The sequence below is a fragment of the Mesorhizobium marinum genome, assembly GCF_040813675.1.
Taxonomy (GTDB): Bacteria; Pseudomonadota; Alphaproteobacteria; order Rhizobiales; family Rhizobiaceae; genus Mesorhizobium_K; species Mesorhizobium_K marinum.
Genome location: NZ_JBFOCI010000007.1, coordinates 77,742 through 94,519, shown reverse-complemented (window position 1 = coordinate 94,519; position 16,778 = coordinate 77,742). Strand labels below are relative to the sequence as shown.

General features: G+C 67.5%; 18 protein-coding genes and 1 other annotated feature. Of the genes, 8 read left to right on the top strand and 10 right to left on the bottom strand.

Annotated features, from left to right (window positions below):
* The first annotated feature begins 121 nt into the window (after positions 1-121).
* Positions 122-1,165, top strand: coding sequence for a DUF1176 domain-containing protein (locus ABUE31_RS19650; RefSeq protein ID WP_367725433.1), 1,044 nt, complete (start codon positions 122-124; stop codon positions 1,163-1,165).
* Between the two features lie 5 nt (positions 1,166-1,170).
* Here the strand turns inward: ABUE31_RS19650 and ABUE31_RS19645 are convergent, their stop codons facing one another.
* Genes ABUE31_RS19645 through ABUE31_RS19615 form a run of 7 tightly spaced genes read right to left on the bottom strand, consistent with a single transcriptional unit; the run spans position 1,171 to position 7,470 of the window.
* Entirely contained in the window at positions 1,171-2,052 is an 882-nt protein-coding gene (locus tag ABUE31_RS19645; RefSeq protein WP_367725432.1) for an alpha/beta hydrolase, read from the bottom strand.
* A 3-nt stretch (positions 2,053-2,055) separates the two neighbouring features.
* On the bottom strand, positions 2,056-3,666 hold the full coding sequence (locus tag ABUE31_RS19640) for an NTP transferase domain-containing protein (RefSeq protein ID WP_367725431.1): 1,611 nt from the start codon (positions 3,664-3,666) through the stop codon (positions 2,056-2,058).
* Positions 3,663-4,379 carry an XdhC family protein gene (locus ABUE31_RS19635; protein ID WP_367725430.1) on the bottom strand — a complete coding sequence of 239 codons (717 nt, stop codon included), beginning with the start codon at positions 4,377-4,379 and terminating at the stop codon, positions 3,663-3,665. Before ABUE31_RS19635 ends, ABUE31_RS19640 begins: the two co-directional genes overlap by 4 nt.
* A gap of 4 nt (positions 4,380-4,383) precedes the next feature.
* Complete coding sequence (locus ABUE31_RS19630; protein WP_437344158.1) at positions 4,384-4,746, bottom strand: XdhC family protein; 363 nt, start codon at positions 4,744-4,746, stop codon at positions 4,384-4,386.
* A gap of 44 nt (positions 4,747-4,790) precedes the next feature.
* On the bottom strand, positions 4,791-6,029 hold the full coding sequence (locus ABUE31_RS19625; protein ID WP_437344157.1) for a vWA domain-containing protein: 1,239 nt from the start codon (positions 6,027-6,029) through the stop codon (positions 4,791-4,793).
* A complete protein-coding gene (locus ABUE31_RS19620) occupies positions 6,026-6,958 on the bottom strand; it encodes an AAA family ATPase (RefSeq protein ID WP_367725427.1) in 933 nt (310 codons plus the stop codon). Before ABUE31_RS19620 ends, ABUE31_RS19625 begins: the two co-directional genes overlap by 4 nt.
* 17 nt (positions 6,959-6,975) lie before the next feature.
* Positions 6,976-7,470, bottom strand: a complete 495-nt coding sequence (locus ABUE31_RS19615; RefSeq protein ID WP_367725426.1) for a flavin reductase — start codon at positions 7,468-7,470, stop codon at positions 6,976-6,978.
* A gap of 169 nt (positions 7,471-7,639) precedes the next feature.
* On the opposite strand from ABUE31_RS19615, the gene ABUE31_RS19610 reads away from it, so the two are divergent.
* The 6 genes from ABUE31_RS19610 (at position 7,640) to ABUE31_RS19585 (ending at position 13,840) form a co-directional block, all read left to right on the top strand.
* Complete coding sequence (locus tag ABUE31_RS19610) at positions 7,640-8,716, top strand: branched-chain amino acid ABC transporter substrate-binding protein (protein WP_367725425.1); 1,077 nt, start codon at positions 7,640-7,642, stop codon at positions 8,714-8,716.
* The gene (locus ABUE31_RS19605; protein WP_367725424.1) at positions 8,716-9,717 is read left to right on the top strand and encodes a P1 family peptidase; all 1,002 of its coding nucleotides are present in this window, start codon (positions 8,716-8,718) and stop codon (positions 9,715-9,717) included. The genes ABUE31_RS19610 and ABUE31_RS19605 overlap by 1 nt, the downstream gene beginning before the upstream one ends.
* A gap of 109 nt (positions 9,718-9,826) precedes the next feature.
* Complete coding sequence (locus tag ABUE31_RS19600) at positions 9,827-10,351, top strand: hypothetical protein (protein ID WP_367725423.1); 525 nt, start codon at positions 9,827-9,829, stop codon at positions 10,349-10,351.
* Between the two features lie 58 nt (positions 10,352-10,409).
* Positions 10,410-11,717, top strand: coding sequence for an adenylosuccinate lyase (purB, locus tag ABUE31_RS19595; protein ID WP_367725422.1), 1,308 nt, complete (start codon positions 10,410-10,412; stop codon positions 11,715-11,717).
* 96 nt (positions 11,718-11,813) lie between these two features.
* Positions 11,814-12,104 carry a hypothetical protein gene (locus ABUE31_RS19590; protein ID WP_367725421.1) on the top strand — a complete coding sequence of 97 codons (291 nt, stop codon included), beginning with the start codon at positions 11,814-11,816 and terminating at the stop codon, positions 12,102-12,104.
* Between the two features lie 129 nt (positions 12,105-12,233).
* Positions 12,234-12,289: a sequence feature (sul1 is cis-regulatory element that is thought to sense ions involved in sulfur or methionine metabolism; They are found in Alphaproteobacteria), on the top strand.
* A 66-nt stretch (positions 12,290-12,355) separates the two neighbouring features.
* Positions 12,356-13,840, top strand: coding sequence for a SulP family inorganic anion transporter (locus tag ABUE31_RS19585; protein ID WP_367725420.1), 1,485 nt, complete (start codon positions 12,356-12,358; stop codon positions 13,838-13,840).
* A 20-nt stretch (positions 13,841-13,860) separates the two neighbouring features.
* Here ABUE31_RS19585 and ABUE31_RS19580 read toward each other — a convergent pair whose 3' ends face one another.
* Positions 13,861-14,673: a VOC family protein gene (locus ABUE31_RS19580; RefSeq protein WP_367725419.1), complete on the bottom strand. Its 813-nt coding sequence runs from the start codon at positions 14,671-14,673 to the stop codon at positions 13,861-13,863.
* A 224-nt stretch (positions 14,674-14,897) separates the two neighbouring features.
* Here ABUE31_RS19580 and ABUE31_RS19575 point away from each other — a divergent pair, with 224 nt between their 5' ends.
* Positions 14,898-15,446 (top strand): RBBP9/YdeN family alpha/beta hydrolase, encoded by a 549-nt coding sequence (locus tag ABUE31_RS19575; RefSeq protein WP_367725418.1) that lies wholly within the window; start codon positions 14,898-14,900, stop codon positions 15,444-15,446.
* A 6-nt stretch (positions 15,447-15,452) separates the two neighbouring features.
* Here ABUE31_RS19575 and ABUE31_RS19570 read toward each other — a convergent pair whose 3' ends face one another.
* Positions 15,453-16,235, bottom strand: a complete 783-nt coding sequence (locus tag ABUE31_RS19570) for an HpcH/HpaI aldolase family protein (protein ID WP_367725417.1) — start codon at positions 16,233-16,235, stop codon at positions 15,453-15,455.
* A 103-nt stretch (positions 16,236-16,338) separates the two neighbouring features.
* Entirely contained in the window at positions 16,339-16,656 is a 318-nt protein-coding gene (locus tag ABUE31_RS19565) for a DUF1476 domain-containing protein (RefSeq protein ID WP_367725416.1), read from the bottom strand.
* Positions 16,657-16,778: the final 122 nt, after the last annotated feature.

Genomic DNA, 16,778 nt, shown 5'->3' with positions numbered 1-16,778 from the left:
CACGAATTTTCTCCCGGTAGGTGTCGATGCTGAGAGATGGGGTGTGCGACTGCCGGTCTGCAAGTGCCACCGGGCTGCCGCAAACTCTGGTATGCTTGACCGGAGCAACGGAGATTCGACCATGCGGTCCCTGGCTGGCGCATTCGCGGCAAGCGCGCTTCTGACCGGCATCTCCTGCGTGCAGGCAGCCGCGCAGGAGGTGCCATATCTCGACGACCGGTCGAGCGCCGCATCCCTCGTCGAGTCGTTCTACAACGCCGTCAACCGCAAGGAATTCGCCCGCGCCTGGGACTATTTCGGCGACGAGAAGCCGGCAGCGGACCCCGACGCGTTCGCCGCCGGCTACGCTGACACCGCAGGCGTCGAGGTCTACACCGGCGCCGTCGCATCCGAAGGCGCGGCCGGCAGCACGTTCTACCACCTTCCGGTCGCCATCCTCGCTGCCCAGACCGATGGCAGCGAGAAGGTCTTTGCCGGCTGCTACGTCGTGCGCCTGGTCAATCCGTCGGTGCAGGAACCGCCGTTCCGGCCGATGCATATAGAGAAAGGATCGTTGAGCCCGTCCGACCTCGCCTTCGATGAGGCGCTGCCCGAAAGCTGCCCGGACGCCCCGCCGCCCGACGAGGCGGACGCGGTGCTGGAAGAGGCCAGGACGATGTTCCTCGACCTGCACGCCGATTGCGAACCCGGACCCGATGGCTCGGGCCCTGGCGAAGACCAGTACACGATCCCCTTCCGCTACAGCACCGACGCGGACGAGGAACCCGAGCGCGAGGCACGGCTCTTCCGCTTCTACTGCGGGGCCGGCGCATACAACGAGAACCACGTCTACTATCAGTACGACGAGACGGACGGCCTTCGCGAGGTCAGCTTCGCCGTGCCGGAACTCGACATCCGCTACGTGGACGACAATGTCGAGGGCGCAGTCGATAGCATCGGGATCATCGGCTACACGACGGAAGCCACGCTGGTGAACTCGTTCTACGACGAAGCCACGCAGACGATCACGTCGGCCAACAAATGGCGCGGCGTCGGCGACGCCTCGGATTCAGGCACCTGGATCTTCCGGAACGGCAGGTTCACGCTTGTCCGCTACGATGTCGACGCGTCCTATGACGGCGAGATCAACCCCGAACCGGTGCTCGACTTCCACACCGCGCCATAGCGCGGTCATGGCCGGGCGGCGAGCATCCAGTTGAGCGTGTCGCGCCAGTCCGTCATGCGGATCGGCGTGCCATGCGTTCCCGTCTCGAAGCGCACGAAGCGGGCGGGGTAGCCTGGCGCGCGCGCCAGGATCGCCCGGTAGAACGCCTCCTGCTTCTCGACCGGAAACACCGTGTCGCGACTGCCCTGGCCGAAGAACACCGGCACCCTGCCCTTGAACGCAGCACTTCCCAGAAACCCCTCGTCCCAGAGCGACCCGAGCAGCAGCAGTCCCGACAACTGGCCGGCGAGAGAGCGGTCGGAGGCGAGCCGCCAGCACAGCATGCCGCCCATCGAGCCGCACGCGACGAAGACCTTCGCGCCCGGCGAGCGCCCCGCGTAATAGGAAATGAGCGCCGCCACCTCGGCCGCGCCCTTGTCGCCGAAGTCGGAAAAGTCGGGCGACAGGTAGAGCCCCCCGTTGGCGGCCATCAGGTTCTTGATGCGGTTGAAGTTGCCGCCGAAGGTGAAGTCGTCGACGCCCTGCTTGCGGCTGCCGCCCTGCCCGTGCAGGTAGACGGTGATCATCCGCGCGCCTTCCGTCCTGCCGACGGCAAAATGCCGGATCTTGCCGGCGTCGGTGTTCAGCGACAGGTCCTTCTGCGCCCTGCGGACCGAGGTCGAGACGTAGACGCTTCGGGCCCGCCGTTCCGGCACCTGGTCGCGCCGGTCGATATCGCGCGCCTCGTTGTAGTCGACGACGAGATAGTTCCCGCCGGCCTCCGATGAGAGGATGCCGGGATAGGCGAAAAGCTCGTCCTTGAACGGCTTCAGCGCCTGGGCGTGCGCCTCGGCGGCGACCGAGACAAGCAACAGCAAAGCGGGGATCAGAAATGCCGGTATCCGCATCGGTCAGTCCTGCAGCACGCCGCCGGCGCTTTCAAGCGCCTCGGGCGTATCGACGTCGATCGCCGCGCCAGCGCCGATCTCGACGTCCACCACCGGCGTCAGGCCGCTCTCGACGAGGTGGCGCGCGCCGGTGTCGCCCTCCAGGCGCGCCACCTCGCTGAACAGCGCGCGCGGCAGGATGACGGGATTGCCGCGCTTGCCGCCATGCGTCGCGCGCACGGTGGCGCGGCCGCCCGCATCGGCGAACGCCGCGACCAGCCGGTCGAGGTCGGCGGACGAAACCGCCGGCATGTCGCCGAGCAGGATCAGCGCGCCCGCGGCCTCCTCCGATACCGCTGCGATCCCCGTCCTGAGCGAGCCGGCAAGGCCGGAGGCGTAGTCCGGATTGTGGACAATCACGGCATCGACGCCTTCAAGGGCGTCGCGAATGCGCGCGGCCTGGTGGCCGGTGACGACGACGGTCCTCGCCACTGCCGCTTCCAAGGCGCGCTCGACCGTCCGTCGGATCAGCGGCTCGCCGGCAAAATGCGCCATCAGCTTGTTGGGACCGCCCATGCGGCTGGAGCGCCCGGCCGCCAGCACGATCGCCTCGACGCCCGCCGCTTCGAAGCGCCTGGCGGTCTCGCGCGGCTGCGGCCGCGTCTGGATTTCCATCAGCAGGCCGCCGACGCCCATGCCGGCGATGTCGGCGTCGGTCACGTCGAGCCCGGCCATCAGCCTGTCGAGCACCCAGTCGAACCCGTTCTCCTTCGGGCTGCGCGCACAGCCCGGCGCGCCGATCACCGGCTTCCCCGCGATGCGGCCGATCACCAAGAGGTTGCCCGGGTCGACCGGCATGCCCGCCCTGAGCACCTCGCCGCCGGCCTTCCTGATGGCCGCCGGGATGACGTCGTCGAAATCGCAGAGCGCCGAGGCCCCGAACACGATCACCATGTCGTTTGCAGCGCTCAGCCTTTCGATGGCCGCGGCAACCGGCTCGGTCTCGTGCGCGGTGCGCACTTCCTCTCCGATCGTGCCGTGCGTGTGCGACAGGCGCGCCTCGGTAATGCGGGCGGTTTTGGCAAGGACGCTCTCCTTGACGAGCGGAAGCACGGTCTGGATCAACCCGACTGTCCTTGGACGGAAGGCATGCACGGCAAACACCTCTGAAGCCGCAAGCAGCCCCTTTGCCCGCTCGACCAGCGCACGGTCGACGGCGAAGGGGATGATCTTCACCGTTGCGACCATGTCGCCCTTCTCGACGGTCCGGTAGGCCGCGACCGTCGCCAGTGTGATCGCCGGATCGATTGCGTTGAGCCGGTCCACAAGCACCTTGTCGACGGTGAATACGCCCGCCGAAGCGGCATGCAGGTTGACGCGCCCGGTTGTCGCCGCCTTCGTCTCGATGCCGGTGAACTGCATGGCCCCGGCGATCCTGGTCGCGGCTGCGTCCTCGTCGAGATCGTCGGGAGACAGCTTGGCGACGACGACGTCGCGCACCCCGTTGGCCGCGAGGAAATCGACATCCGCATCGGTCAGGCGATGCGCCTTGCGAAAGCGCCGGTCACCCGCCGCGAGCGCGTGGGCAAGCACGGCGCCGGCAGCATCGCGAACCGGCAGCGGCCCGAATTTCATGCCGCCTCGCCTTTCTGCTGGCGCTCGCCGGTCATGCCGCGCGAGCGGAAGGCGCGCACGACCTGGGCCAGCACGGCCACGGCGATTTCGGCGGGACTCGCCGCGCCGATGTCGAGCCCGATCGGCGCGGCGATGCGGTCGATGTCTTCGGGCTTGCAGCCCATAGCGAGAAGCCGCTCGACGCGCTTGGCGTGCGTCTTCCGGCTGCCGAGCGCGCCGACGTAGAAGCAGCCGGCGTCGAGCGCCGCCTTCAGGGCGAAATCATCGATCTTCGGATCATGGGTGACGGCGGCGACCGCGCAGTAGGCGTCGAGCGGGCGCTGCGCCAGCACAGGTTCCGGCCACTCCGGAAAGAGGTCGACGTCGGGAAAGCGGTCGGCGCTGGCAAACGCGGTGCGCGGATCGATGATCTCGATCGGATAGCCCGCGATGCGGGCCATCGGCGCCAGCGCCTGGCTGATATGCACCGCGCCGATCACCACCAGCCGGGGCTGCGGCAGGTAGGCGTTGAGGAAAAGCCGCTTGCCGTCCGCCTCCACCGATCCGGAATTGCCGGTGCGGAACGCCTTGGCGAGCGCCGCGCCGAGATCGCCCGAAACGGCATCGCCTTCCTTCACGACGCGCACGCCGCCGTCGTCGAGATCTGTCAGCAGCACGGCCGCGCGGCGACGGCGGCGTTCCTCGTTGAGTACCTTGAGGGCGGAAATGTCCATGATGTCAGCCGAGCCTCTCGACAAGAACCTTGATGCTGCCGCCGCAGGAAAGGCCGACCCGCCATGCGGTTTCGTCGGCAACGCCGAATTCCAGCATCTTCGGCGCGCCCGTGCCGATCACATCGATCGCCTCGGTGACGACCGCGCCTTCGACGCATCCGCCGGACACCGAGCCGTGGAAATTGCCGTCCGCGTCGATCACGAGATGGCTGCCGACCGGCCGCGGGGCCGAGCCCCAGGTCGCCACCACGGTGGCGATCGCGACGTCGCGTCCCTCGTCCTTCCAGCGCTCCGCGATGATCAGCGGATCGCGGGCTTCGTCGAGATGGGCTGCGTTTTCCACTGTGTCTTCCTCCTTGACGAACATAGGCCCGAAGCGCCTGCCGACGTCTGCACTTTTTCGCGATCCCGCTAGGCTGCCTCGCGGTCGAGCCACAGCCGCGGGTCAGCCGCGCGTGGCGCCGCTCCGGCCAGCGAAGCGCAGAGATCGGCGAGCGCATTCAGGTTGTGCACCTGCCGGAACTCGTCGACATGCGGCAGCATCGCCCTGACCCCGCGCGCCCGCGCCTCGAAGCCGTCGAAACGCAAGAGCGGGTTGAGCCAGATCAGGCGGCGGCAGGATTTGTGCAGGCGCTCCATCTCGCTGGCGAGGCCCGACGGATCGTCCCGTTCGAGCCCGTCGGTGATGAGCAGCACGATAGCCCCCTGCCCCAGCACGCGCCTGGACCACAGGCGGTTGAACTCGCCGAGCGTGTCGCCGATGCGCGTGCCGCCCGACCAGTCCCTGACCGCCGACGCCGACTCGGCCAGCGCGTCGTCGGGGTCGCGATGGCGCATCTGGCGGGTCAGGTTGGTCAGGCGAGTGCCGAAAACGAAGGCATGCACGCGCCGCCGCTTCTCGGTCAGGGCATGCAGGAAATGCAGGAAGATCCTCGTGTATTGGCTCATCGAACCCGAAATGTCCGCCAGGATCACCAGCGGCGGATGGACTTCGCGCGGCGAGCGGAAGCGCGGCAGGATCAATTGCCCACCGGTGCGCGAGGCCAGCCGCATCATCGCGCGCGGGTCGATGCGCCTGCCCGAAGGATCAGGCCGGAAGCGCCGCGTGCGCACCATGTCGAACGGCAGGCGCAGTTCCGCGATGGCGCGCTTCGCCTCGGCGAGTTCGGCCACGGTCATCTGGGCGAAGTCCTTGCCGCGCAGCAATTCGTTTCCCGACACCGTCAGCCGGGCGTCGATCTCGATCTCAGGCTCGTCGCGCTCCGGCTGCTGCTTGGCGTGCCCCTCGAACATCGCGTCGGCCACGCGGCCCTCCGCCGGGCGCGGCTTCTGCTTCTCGCGGTTGTCGATGGCGACCGGCGAGAACATCGCCAGCATCTTCTCGATCAGCTCGCGCGACCGCCAGAACAGCCGGAACGCCTCGTCGAAGGTCGCGTGATCCTCGTGGCGCGTCACCAGCACGGCGTGCAGCGTCCAGTAGAAGTCGTCGCGCGAACCTATGCCGGCCACCAGCACGGCCTCGATCGCGTCCTTGACCGAGGCAGGCCCGACCCGCATGCCGGCCTTGCGCAGCGTGCGCGCGAAATAGACGATGTTGTCGGCCAGGCGACCGCCGGGATCGGCCTTGGAGGTCGTCGCCACCGGCCTCACTCCGCGGCGGCGGAAAGCTCGGCCTTGACCTCCTTGAGGATGCGCCTGCCTTCGCCCTGTTCGATCCGCGCGATGTCGTCCTGGTACTTCAGGAGCACGCCGATCGTGTCCGACACCGTCTCCGGGTCGAGCGCGACCTTGTCGAGTTCGGTCAGCGCGCCGGCCCAGTCGATCGTCTCGGCGACGCCCGGCGCCTTGAAGAGGTCGAGCTGCCGGAGCTTCTGGATGAACGACACCACTTCCGCCGACAGCCGCTCGTTCGCCTGCGGAACCTTGCGGCGCACGATCTCCAGCTCGCGCGCGGCGTCCGGATAGTCGACCCAGTGGTAGAGGCAGCGGCGCTTGAGCGCGTCGTGGATTTCGCGCGTGCGGTTGGTCGTGATGATGACGATCGGCGGCTCCTCGGCCTTGATCGTGCCGAGTTCGGGCACCGTCACCTGGAAGTCGGAGAGTATCTCGAGCAGGAAGGCCTCGAACGCCTCGTCCGTGCGGTCGAGTTCGTCGATCAGGAATACGGGAGCCGCGCCCGCCTTGCCGCTCAGCGCATCGAGAACCGGCCGGCGGATCAGGTACTTTTCGGAGAAGACGTTCTTCTCCATGTCCTTGCGGTCGACCTTGCCGGCCGCTTCCTCCATGCGGATCTCGATCATCTGCGCCGCATAGTTCCATTCGTAGACGGCCGAGGAGACGTCGAGCCCCTCGTAGCATTGCAGGCGGATCAGCCTGCGCCCGAGCGCGCTCGCCAGCACCTTGGCGATCTCGGTCTTGCCGACGCCGGCCTCGCCTTCGAGGAAAAGCGGCCGGTTCATGCGCAGGCTGAGGAACAGCACCGTCGCCAGCGCGCGGTCCGCCACATAGTCGGCGCCGGTCAGCAGGTTCAGCGTCTCGTCGATGGACTGCGGCGTCGGACGCGGCTCGATGTCTGTCATGGTCGCGGTCCGGCGGCTCACAGGTTGCGGTAGCTGCGGTTGAAGTACATCAGCGGATGCAGCGCGTCGCCGATGCGGATGCCCGCCACCTTGCCGAACAGGATGCGGTGGGTGGCGTGGTCCTTGGTGTCGATGATCTCGCAGTCGAACACGGCAAGCGCCCCGGCAAGCGTCGGCGCGCCGCTCTCGATCCGGTCCCACTCGGCGAGCTTGAAGCGCTCCGCTTCGGAAAGGCCGGTCTGGCCCGAAAACGCCGCGGCAATTGCCTGCTGGTCGGCGGCAAGCGTGTTAAGCGCGAAGTTTCCGTTGCGCACAAAGGCGTCGTTCTTCTCGTTTTCGCGGTTGAGGCAGACGAGCACGGTCGGCGGCGTGTCGGACACCGAACAGGCGGCGATGACGGTCGCGCCGCGCTTGCCCGCGGGCCCGTCCGTCGTCACGACATGGACCGCCCCGGCAAACCGCGCCATCGCGTCGCGATAGGTCTGCGGCCCCACATCATTCTTCTTCAGCACGCGCAATGTCCCGCTCGATTTCCGGCATCCGCTATATATGGCCGGAAAGCATGCCCCACAAGCAAGCGCCCAATTCGAATGTTGCGCTCGTCCAGACCAGCCTTTACGTCTTGCCGTTCATTGGCGGCGCGTCCCATGCTGCGCCCAGGTGGAGAATCAGCAAGACCCGATGCGACTGCCCGTCCGATCCTTTTGCGCCCTGGCTGCGCTGGCGCTTGCCGGCGAAGCGGCGGCACAGGCTTCGATCGGGCTGGCCGCGCCGCTGTCTGGCCCCTCGGCGGTGCTCGGCGAGCAGATGCGCACGGGCGCCACCGTCGCCGTCGAACGGCTTGGCAGCCCCTCGCTTTCCCTCACGGTCGCCGACGACGGCTGCACTGCCGCCGGCGGCGCCAGGGCCGCGCGCGAGCTGGTCGCCGCGCGCGTCCAGGTGGTCGTCGGCTTCGTTTGCGGCGAGGCCATCGACGCGGCCCTGCCGATCCTCAAGGAAGCCGGCATCGCGACGATCACGCCGGGCGTGCGCACCGACAGCCTCACCGACCGCCGCGATCGCACCGGCTGGCTCGTCTACCGCCTCGGCCCGCGCGCCGACGGCGAGCGGCAGGCCGCCGGCCGGCTGCTGTCGCGGCTCTGGCAGCGCGAACTGTTCGCCATCGTCGACGACGGCACGATCTACGGCCGCGAACTCGCCGAGAGCGTCCGCGAGGCGACCAGGCAGGCAGGCCTCTCGCCGGTCTTCGTCGACACGTTCCGCCCCCAGCTCGACAACCAGGTGGCGCTGGTCGGGCGGCTGCAGCGCGCCGGTGCGACGCATGTCTTCGTCGGCGGCGACCGCGACGATGTCGCCGTCATCGGCCGCAGCGCCGAAGAATTGCAGACAGGGCTGGTCGCCGCGGCCGGCGAGACGCTGCGCTTTCCCGGCGAGATCGCGCTTGCCCCAGGCACCCTGATGGTCGGCCTGCCGGACTGGTCCGACATCGCGCAGCCGGCGGTGACGGCGGCCTTTGCCGAAAAGCGGCTCCTCGACAAGGGCTACGTCCTGCCGACCTATGCGGCGGTCGAGGTGGCGCACCAGATCCTGTCCGCGCAGGCGGCCGGCCCCGGAGCGCCCGCCGGAGACCTCGCAGGCCGCGAGTTCGCGACGGCGATCGGCCCCGTCCGCTTCGACCGGAAGGGCGACCTCTCCGACAACCCCTATCGCCTGTTCCGCTACGACGGCGAGGCGTTCACGGAAGTCGGCGTGCCCTGATGTTCAGGCCGGGGCCGCGCAACCTGATCACCGATGTCGCCGGGCTCCGCGTCGGGCAGGCTTCAGACGACCGCCTGAAGTCGGGCGTCACCGCCATCCTCTGCGATATCCCGGCCGTCGCCGGCGTCCAGGTGCTGGGCGGCGCGCCTGGCACCCGCGAAACCGACCTTCTGGAGCCGCACAACACGGTCGAGACCGTGAATGCAGTCGTGCTGGCCGGCGGGTCGGCGTTCGGGCTCGACGCCGCCTCCGGCGTCCAGGCCGCGCTGCGCGAGGACGGCGTCGGCTTCCAGGTCCGCGGCCACACCGTGCCGGTGGTGCCGGCGGCGATCATCTTCGACCTCGCCAATGGCGGCGACAAGGACTGGGGCCGCTACCCGCCCTACCGGGAGCTCGGCTATGCCGCGGCGCGGGCCGCCGCGCGGGACTTCGCGCTCGGCAGCGCCGGCGCCGGAACCGGCGCGCTCACGGCCGGCCTCAAGGGCGGCGTCGGCTCCGCCTCGACCGCGCTCCCCGGCGGCATCCATGTCGGCGCGCTCGCGGTCGTCAACGCGGTCGGTTCGGTCACGCTCGGCAGGAGCCGGCATTTCTGGGCTGCCCCCTTCGAGATCGACGCCGAGTTCGGTGGCCAGGGCTACCCCTCGCCCATTCCGGCCGACGCGCAGGAGGTCAGGCTCAAGTTCCGCGACAAGGCGGCCAACACCACCATCGCCGTGGTCGCGACCGATGCGGTGATGACGCCGGCCGCCGCCAAGCGCCTGGCGATCGCCGCGCATGACGGGTTTGCGCGCGCCATCTGGCCGGCGCACACGCCGGCCGACGGCGACCTCGTCTTCGCGCTGGCCACCGGAACCAGCAGCAAGACCGTGGCCGACGACGCCGCGATCGATCTCTACGCGGCGGCCGGCGCCACCATGGCCCGCGCCATCGCGCGCGGCGTCCATGCCGCGACGCCCGCCGCCGGCGACCTGTTTCCCGCGTGGTCGTCCAGACCGGCCTGACCGCAAACCCGCCCACCGGGGTGCGGCGGGGGCCGCAACCCGCAATCGTCGAAGGACAAGCAATGCCACGCCCCCTGCGGCCACGCTGCGCAACCGGGAACGAGCCGCGATGACCGCCGGCTCCGTCGCTCGGCCATCGTCGTGGCTGGCCGGCGCGCTCGCCGCCATGCTGCCGCCGCTGCTGCCGACCCTTGCCGGCGCGCTCCTGTGGGGCGTCGCCATGGGTGCCGGCGCAATCTTCGCGCTCGTCCTCGAGAACTGGGAAAACCCCGACAACATCCGGATCGTCGCGGCATTCTTCGCCGCGGGCGGCTTCGTGGCGTTTCCGTTCGCGATCGCGCTGGCGCGCTTCCTCTCCTTCCGGCGGTCGCCCGAGGCCGCCTTTGCCGCCGCCTTCCTCTCGCTCGGCCTCGCCACCGCCTGCGCCACCGCCGCCATCTATGCGCTCGACTACCGCGCCTACTACGCCGAATGGCATGCCGACACGCTGACCCGCACCTGGATCCTGCAGTTCGTGCACACCGGGGCGGTCGCGGCCTACCAGTTCGCCGTGCTTGGGCTCAGGCTCTACTTCCCGTTCGGATTCGTGGCGCTTCTGGTCGCATCCTTCTGGTTCATGCGCCGGGCGCGTTGAGCATTCGGGCCACCTCTGTTAGGGAGCGGCGGCAAAGACGGACAGGAACCGCTCAGACATGATCCCACGCTACTCGCGCCCGGAAATGGTGGCCATCTGGTCTCCCGAGACCCGCTTTCGCATCTGGTTCGAGATCGAGGCGCACGCCTGCGACGCGCTCGCCGAGATCGGCGTCATCCCGAAGGAAGCGGCCAGGACCATCTGGGAAAAGGGCGGCGCCGCGACATTCGACGTCGAGCGCATCGACGAGATCGAGCGCGTCACCAAGCATGACGTCATCGCCTTCCTGACCCACCTCGCAGAGTTCGTCGGGCCGGATTCGCGCTTCATCCACCAGGGCATGACCTCGTCCGACGTGCTCGACACCTGCCTCTCGGTGCAGCTTGTGCGCGCCACCGACATCCTGCTCGCCGATCTCGACGCGCTCCTGGCAGCGCTCAAGCGCCGCGCCTTCGAGCACAAGGACACCGTCACCATCGGCCGCAGCCACGGCATCCATGCCGAGCCGACCACCTTCGGCGTCAAGCTGGCGCTCGCCTTCGCCGAGTTCACGCGCTGCCGCGAACGCCTCGTGCACGCCCGCGAGGACATCGCAACCTGCGCGATCTCCGGCGCCGTCGGCACCTTCGCCAACATCGACCCGCGCGTCGAGGAACATGTCGCCGCCAAGCTCGGCCTGAAACCCGAGCCGGTGTCGACACAGGTCATCCCGCGCGACCGCCACGCCATGTACTTCGCCACGCTTGGCGTCATCGCCTCGTCCATCGAGCGCCTGGCGACCGAAATCCGCCACCTCCAGCGCACCGAGGTGCTGGAGGCGGAGGAGTATTTCTCGCCGGGCCAGAAAGGCTCGTCGGCGATGCCGCACAAGCGCAACCCCGTCCTCACCGAGAACCTCACCGGCCTCGCCCGCATGGTCCGCTCCTACGCCGCGCCGGCGATGGAGAACGTGGCGCTCTGGCACGAGCGCGACATCTCGCACTCCTCGGTCGAACGCATGATCGGCCCGGACGCCACCGTCACGCTGGACTTCGCGCTGGCCCGCCTCACCGGCGTCGTCGACAAGCTGCTCGTCTATCCCGACAACATGCTGAAGAACATGAACAAGTTCCGCGGCCTGGTGCATTCGCAGCGCGTGCTTCTGGCGTTGACCCAGGCCGGCGTGTCGCGCGAGGACGCCTACCGGCTGGTCCAGCGAAACGCCATGAAGGTCTGGGAGGAAGGCAAGGATTTCCTTGAGGAATTGCTCGCCGACAAGGAAGTGACGGCAGCCCTCCCCGAAGCCGAGATCCGCGAAAAGTTCGATCTCGGCTACCACACCAAGCATGTCGACACGATCTTCAGGCGGGTATTCGGCGAAGCCTAACAACCGGCAGATAGTGTGATTTTTGGAACTACTCCCGATCAGCGATTTATAGTAGACGTGTAGTTAATGGCTCGGAGCGTGGGAGGAGAGAGCACTGTGATCGCAAGTCCACTTCTGGCTTTAGGAATTGTACTGCTGGCCGCCGGCCCGACAAGAGCGTTCGAACTTCCCCCCGCAATTGCAGAGTTGACCGCTGCTGAGTATAATGAACTTAGCATGTTCGTTCGCGCCGAGGTAATGGAACCTATTGCCGAAGCCGCTAACATCTCCTACTCAAGTTTGAACGCCTGTCTCAAAACAGCAGCCGTATATCCAGAATATCGCAATTGGAAAATTCCACGAGCAGCGGCAGGTTGCATCCAACTACTGCGCAAAAAAGACGAATAAATTTTTCTGCACAACGTTTTTCTGGCATTTCTTTAAAATCGATGCGATCGCAGGCAGGTTCGACCGAAGCTATATCCCCGCGACCGGGCGTTGATTTTCGGGGCGGAACTGTGCACAAGGCGCGCAGTCATCGGACCCGGTGCAACTCCGGGTGGCTCTTCCGGCCGCCAATCCGCCGGACAATCCAGTGAATGCAATCTGATTGCTGACCTGTCGGGCGCGGCCGCCAAGGCCATGTCCCCTGGAATACAATGACCTATTTCGACACCTTCCGACGCGACTGGCTCTCCAACATCCGCGGCGACATCCTGGCCGGCCTCGTCGTCGCCCTGGCGCTCATTCCCGAAGCGATCGGCTTTTCGATCATCGCCGGCGTCGACCCCAAGATCGGCCTCTACGCCTCCTTCTCCATCGCCGTCATCATCTCGATGACCGGCGGGCGTCCCGGCATGATCTCGGCCGCCACCGCCGCGACGGCCGTCCTGATGGTCACGCTGGTCCGCGACCACGGCCTGCAATACCTGCTGGCGGCGACCATCCTCGCCGGCGTCATCCAGGTGCTCGCTGGCTTTGCCCGGCTCGGCTACGTGATGCGCTTCGTTTCGCGCTCCGTCATGACCGGCTTCGTCAACGCGCTGGCGATCCTGATCTTCATGGCGCAACTGCCCGAACTGCTCGGCATGCCGTGGCAGACCTATGCGATGATCGCGGGCGGGCTCGCCATCATCTACCTCTTCCCCCGCCTGACCAGGGCGATCCCATCGCCGCTCGTCTGCATCGTCGTCCTGACCGCAGTGGCTGTGGCGCTCGACATCGACGTCAGGACCGTCGGCGACCTCGGCGAACTGCCGGACAGCCTGCCGCAATTCCTGGTGCCGGACGTTCCCTTCACGCTCGAAACCTTCTGGATCATCTTCCCCTACTCGGTCAGCGTCGCGGCCGTCGGGCTGCTTGAAAGCCTGCTCACCGCGTCGATTGTCGACCAGATGACCGATACGCGCAGCGACAAGAACCGGGAGGCCGTCGGACAGGGGCTCGCCAATTTCGTCACCGGGTTCTTCGGCGGCATGGCGGGCTGCGCGATGATCGGCCAGTCGGTCATCAACGTGAAGTCGGGCGGGCGCGGCCGCCTGTCCTGCTTCGTCGCCGGGTCGATGCTGCTGTTCCTGATCCTGGTGCTGGACGACTTCGTACGCATCATTCCGATGCCGGCGCTCGTCGCGGTCATGATCATGGTGTCGATCGGAACCTTCAGCTGGTCATCCCTGAACGACCTCAGGAAGCACCCGCGCCGCTCCAGCATCGTCATGCTCGCGACCGTGATCGTGGTCGTCGGCACTCACAACCTGGCGCTCGGCGTCGGTGTCGGCGTGCTGCTGTCGGGGATATTCTTCGCCTGGAAGGTCTCGCAGATCTTCCGCGTGACCTCCTTCCTGTCGCCGGACGGGCGCGAGCGCACCTACCGGATCGAAGGCCAGCTGTTCTTCGCCTCGTCCGACGACTTCCTCGATTCGTTCGACTTCCGCGAACCGCTCGAGCGCGTCCGCATCGATCTCGGCGAAGCGCATATCTGGGACCTTACCGGCGTCGGCGCGGTCGACCGGGCGGTGCTCAAGTTCAGGCGCGAAGGCGTCGAGGTCGAGGTCGCGGGCCTCAACGAGGCGAGCGCGACGATCATGGACAAGCTTGCCGTCCACGACCAGCCCTACGCGATGGAACGCATGCTGGGGCATTAGCCCCGGCTGGCGTCACCGCTTCAGCCAGGCTGTTTCGGCGCCATGCTGATGACGGTTCCCCAGGGATCCTCGTAGCGCCCGGCCTGACCGGACGACGACTGCAGTTCCACCCAGGCCAAACCGGTGCGGCCGTCGTCGCGCTTGCCGGCGCCGGCGCTCTGCCAGCTGTTTGCGCCGATGTGGTGGTGGTAGCCGCCGGTCGACAGGAAAACCGCCTGTGCGCCGTACTTCGCCACCGTGTCGAAGCCGAGCGTCGTCTGCCACCAGGCCTCGGCAGCTCGGGGGTCGCCGACCCTGAGATGCACATGCCCGACGATGGTGTTGTCGGGCGCCCCCCGCCAGCCGGCGTCGCCTGCAGGGACCGCACCGCGCACGCCCGCGACGTCCATGCGCTGGGTGGCCATGGCGACCGAGTTGCCGTCCCATTGCCACTGCGACTTCGGGCGGTCCGCATAGATCTCGATGCCGTTGCCTTCAGGATCGTTCAGGTAGAGCGCTTCGCTGACCAGGTGGTCCGACGCACCGGTGACGGGGATCTGCCGCTCAGCGGCAAAATCGATCCAGCGGCCGAGGTCGGCGCGCGACGGCAGCAGGAAGGCCGTGTGGAAGAGACCCGCGCTGCGCGGGTCGTCCGGCTTGGCCGCCTTGTCGCCTTCGATCACCAGCAGCGGCCTGCCCTTCGCGCCGAGCGTGATCGTCTCGCCGTCCGCCTCCATTTGCTCGAGCCCGACGACCGCGCTGTAGAAATCGGCGAGCGCCTTCGCGTCACGCGCCCTCAGTCCAACACGTCCGACGCTGATCGGCGTGGTCGCCGCGAATGGAAGCTCGCTCATTGTCTCTCCTCTGCGTCGGTAACGCGCCTGCGGGCCGGAATGCGCAGGCATCGCCGCATCATTCCGTGTTGACGCCGGTCCGCGCAACATCTCGCTGCCGGCCGGCGCTGCTTACATCGGCCACCTCTATCGTTCATACAATCCGCAAAAATTCGAACATGATGTTCATCAAGTGTTGACGATCGATTGTTGCACTGCCGAAGCGCTGCCGCTACATCCGCTGCATGAAGGTCAAAGACGCTGATATCCTGATCGTGCCGGGCTACACCAACTCGGGGCCGGACCACTGGCAGACGCGATGGCAGTCGAAACTTTCGACCGCGCGGCGTGTCGAGCAGGCGGAATGGTCGAAGCCGGTTCGCGAGGACTGGACGGCGCGGCTCGCGGAAGCCGTCAACGAGGCGGAGCGCCCGGTCGTCCTGGTCGCCCATTCGCTCGGCGTGCCGACCTGCGTCCAGGCGATGGCGCAGTTGCGCCGCCCGGTCGCCGGCGCATTCTTCGTCGCGCCCCCGGAAGTCGCCAATCCAGCCATCCGGCCCAAGCATCTGATGACCTTCGGGCCCTATCCGCGCGACCCGCTGCCGTTTCCCTCGATCGTCATCGCCAGCCGCAACGATCCCTACGGATCGTTCGAGGCAGCCGAGGACATTGCGGGGGCCTGGGGGTCGCTGTTCATCGACGCCGGACCGATCGGTCACATCAACGCCGAGTCGGGCCACGGGCCGTGGCCCGAGGGCTCGTTGACCTTCGCGAAGTTTCTGACGCGGCTCTGAGGCCGGCTAGGCGCCGGCCTTGCCCAGCGACTCGCGGACCGAGCCGAGCAGCGTTTCGGCGCCGAGCTTGATGACCGTCTGCTCCGACCCCATCGCCAGCAGCTGGTAGCCCATCGAGACGAACCGGCCCGCATAGGCCGGGTCGATGACGTAGATGCCGGCATATTTGCCGGCCTTGCGCGCCCGCGCGGCGATCTGCTCGATCGCCTGCATCATGTCCTCGAGCGTCGCGTTGACGCGCGCGCCGTCGGTCCACGCGATCGAGAAGTCGGAGGGGCCGAGGAAGATGGCGTCGATGCCGGGCGTGTCGAGGATGCCGTCCAGCACGTCGACCGCGGCGCGCGTCTCGATCATCGCAAACGAGACCGTGCGCCGGTTGCTCTCGCCGAGCCATTCGGCGAAATCGCCCTTGCCGTGCCGCGGGAAGCCGTAGGTCGGCCCCCACGACCGCTCGCCGACCGGCGGATATTTCGTCGATGCGGCGAACAGCCTCGCCGCGTCGACCGAGTTCACCATCGGCGCGATCACGGCCTCGGCGCCGAAATCGAGCGCCCGGCTGGCCATGTCGAAGCGCCCGACGGGGATGCGCACCAGGGCCGGCTTGCCGCTGCGCATCACGGGCAGGATGCTGCGCAGCACGCTGTCCTCGTTGTGCCCGCCATGCTGCATGTCGAGCGTCACCGCATCGAACCCCTGCGCCGACAGGATTTCGACCGTCAGCGCGTCGGGCACGCAGGACCATGCCGTGCAGATCGTGTCGCCCGCGGCCAACCGTGCTTCCAGAGACATGCCGTTACCTCCTCAAGGTCCCTATGTCGGACGAGACGCGCGCGAAACGCAAAGAAAAACCGCCCGAAGTGGGCGGTTTTTCAGGATCGGCGCCGATTCGAGATCAGCTCTTCACCTGCTCGATGGCGGCCGCCATCAATTCGTCCATGGTGCGCCGGACCTGATGCTCCGACTGCGCAACGCCGGCCGCGTCCAGGTCGCCCTTGACCTTGCGCAGCACGTCGTCGTCACCCGCCTCCTGGAAATCGGCGGCGACCACTTCCTTGGCGTAGGCCTCGGCGTCCTCGCCGGTCTTGCCAAGCTTCTCCGCGGCCCACAGGCCGAGCAGCTTGTTGCGCCGGGCGGTGGCCTTGAACCGCAGCTCTTCGTCGTGCGCGAACTTGCGCTCGAATCCCTGCTCGCGGTCTGAAAAATCGCTCATCAAAATCCTCCGGGTGGTGGCGGTCGCTTCGACCACACATGGTGATTGTCTGCACAAACCAAAAGCCTACGCCCGGGTCAATACGCGCACGCCATGCTGCGCTGCGGTATTTCGCAGCGGAA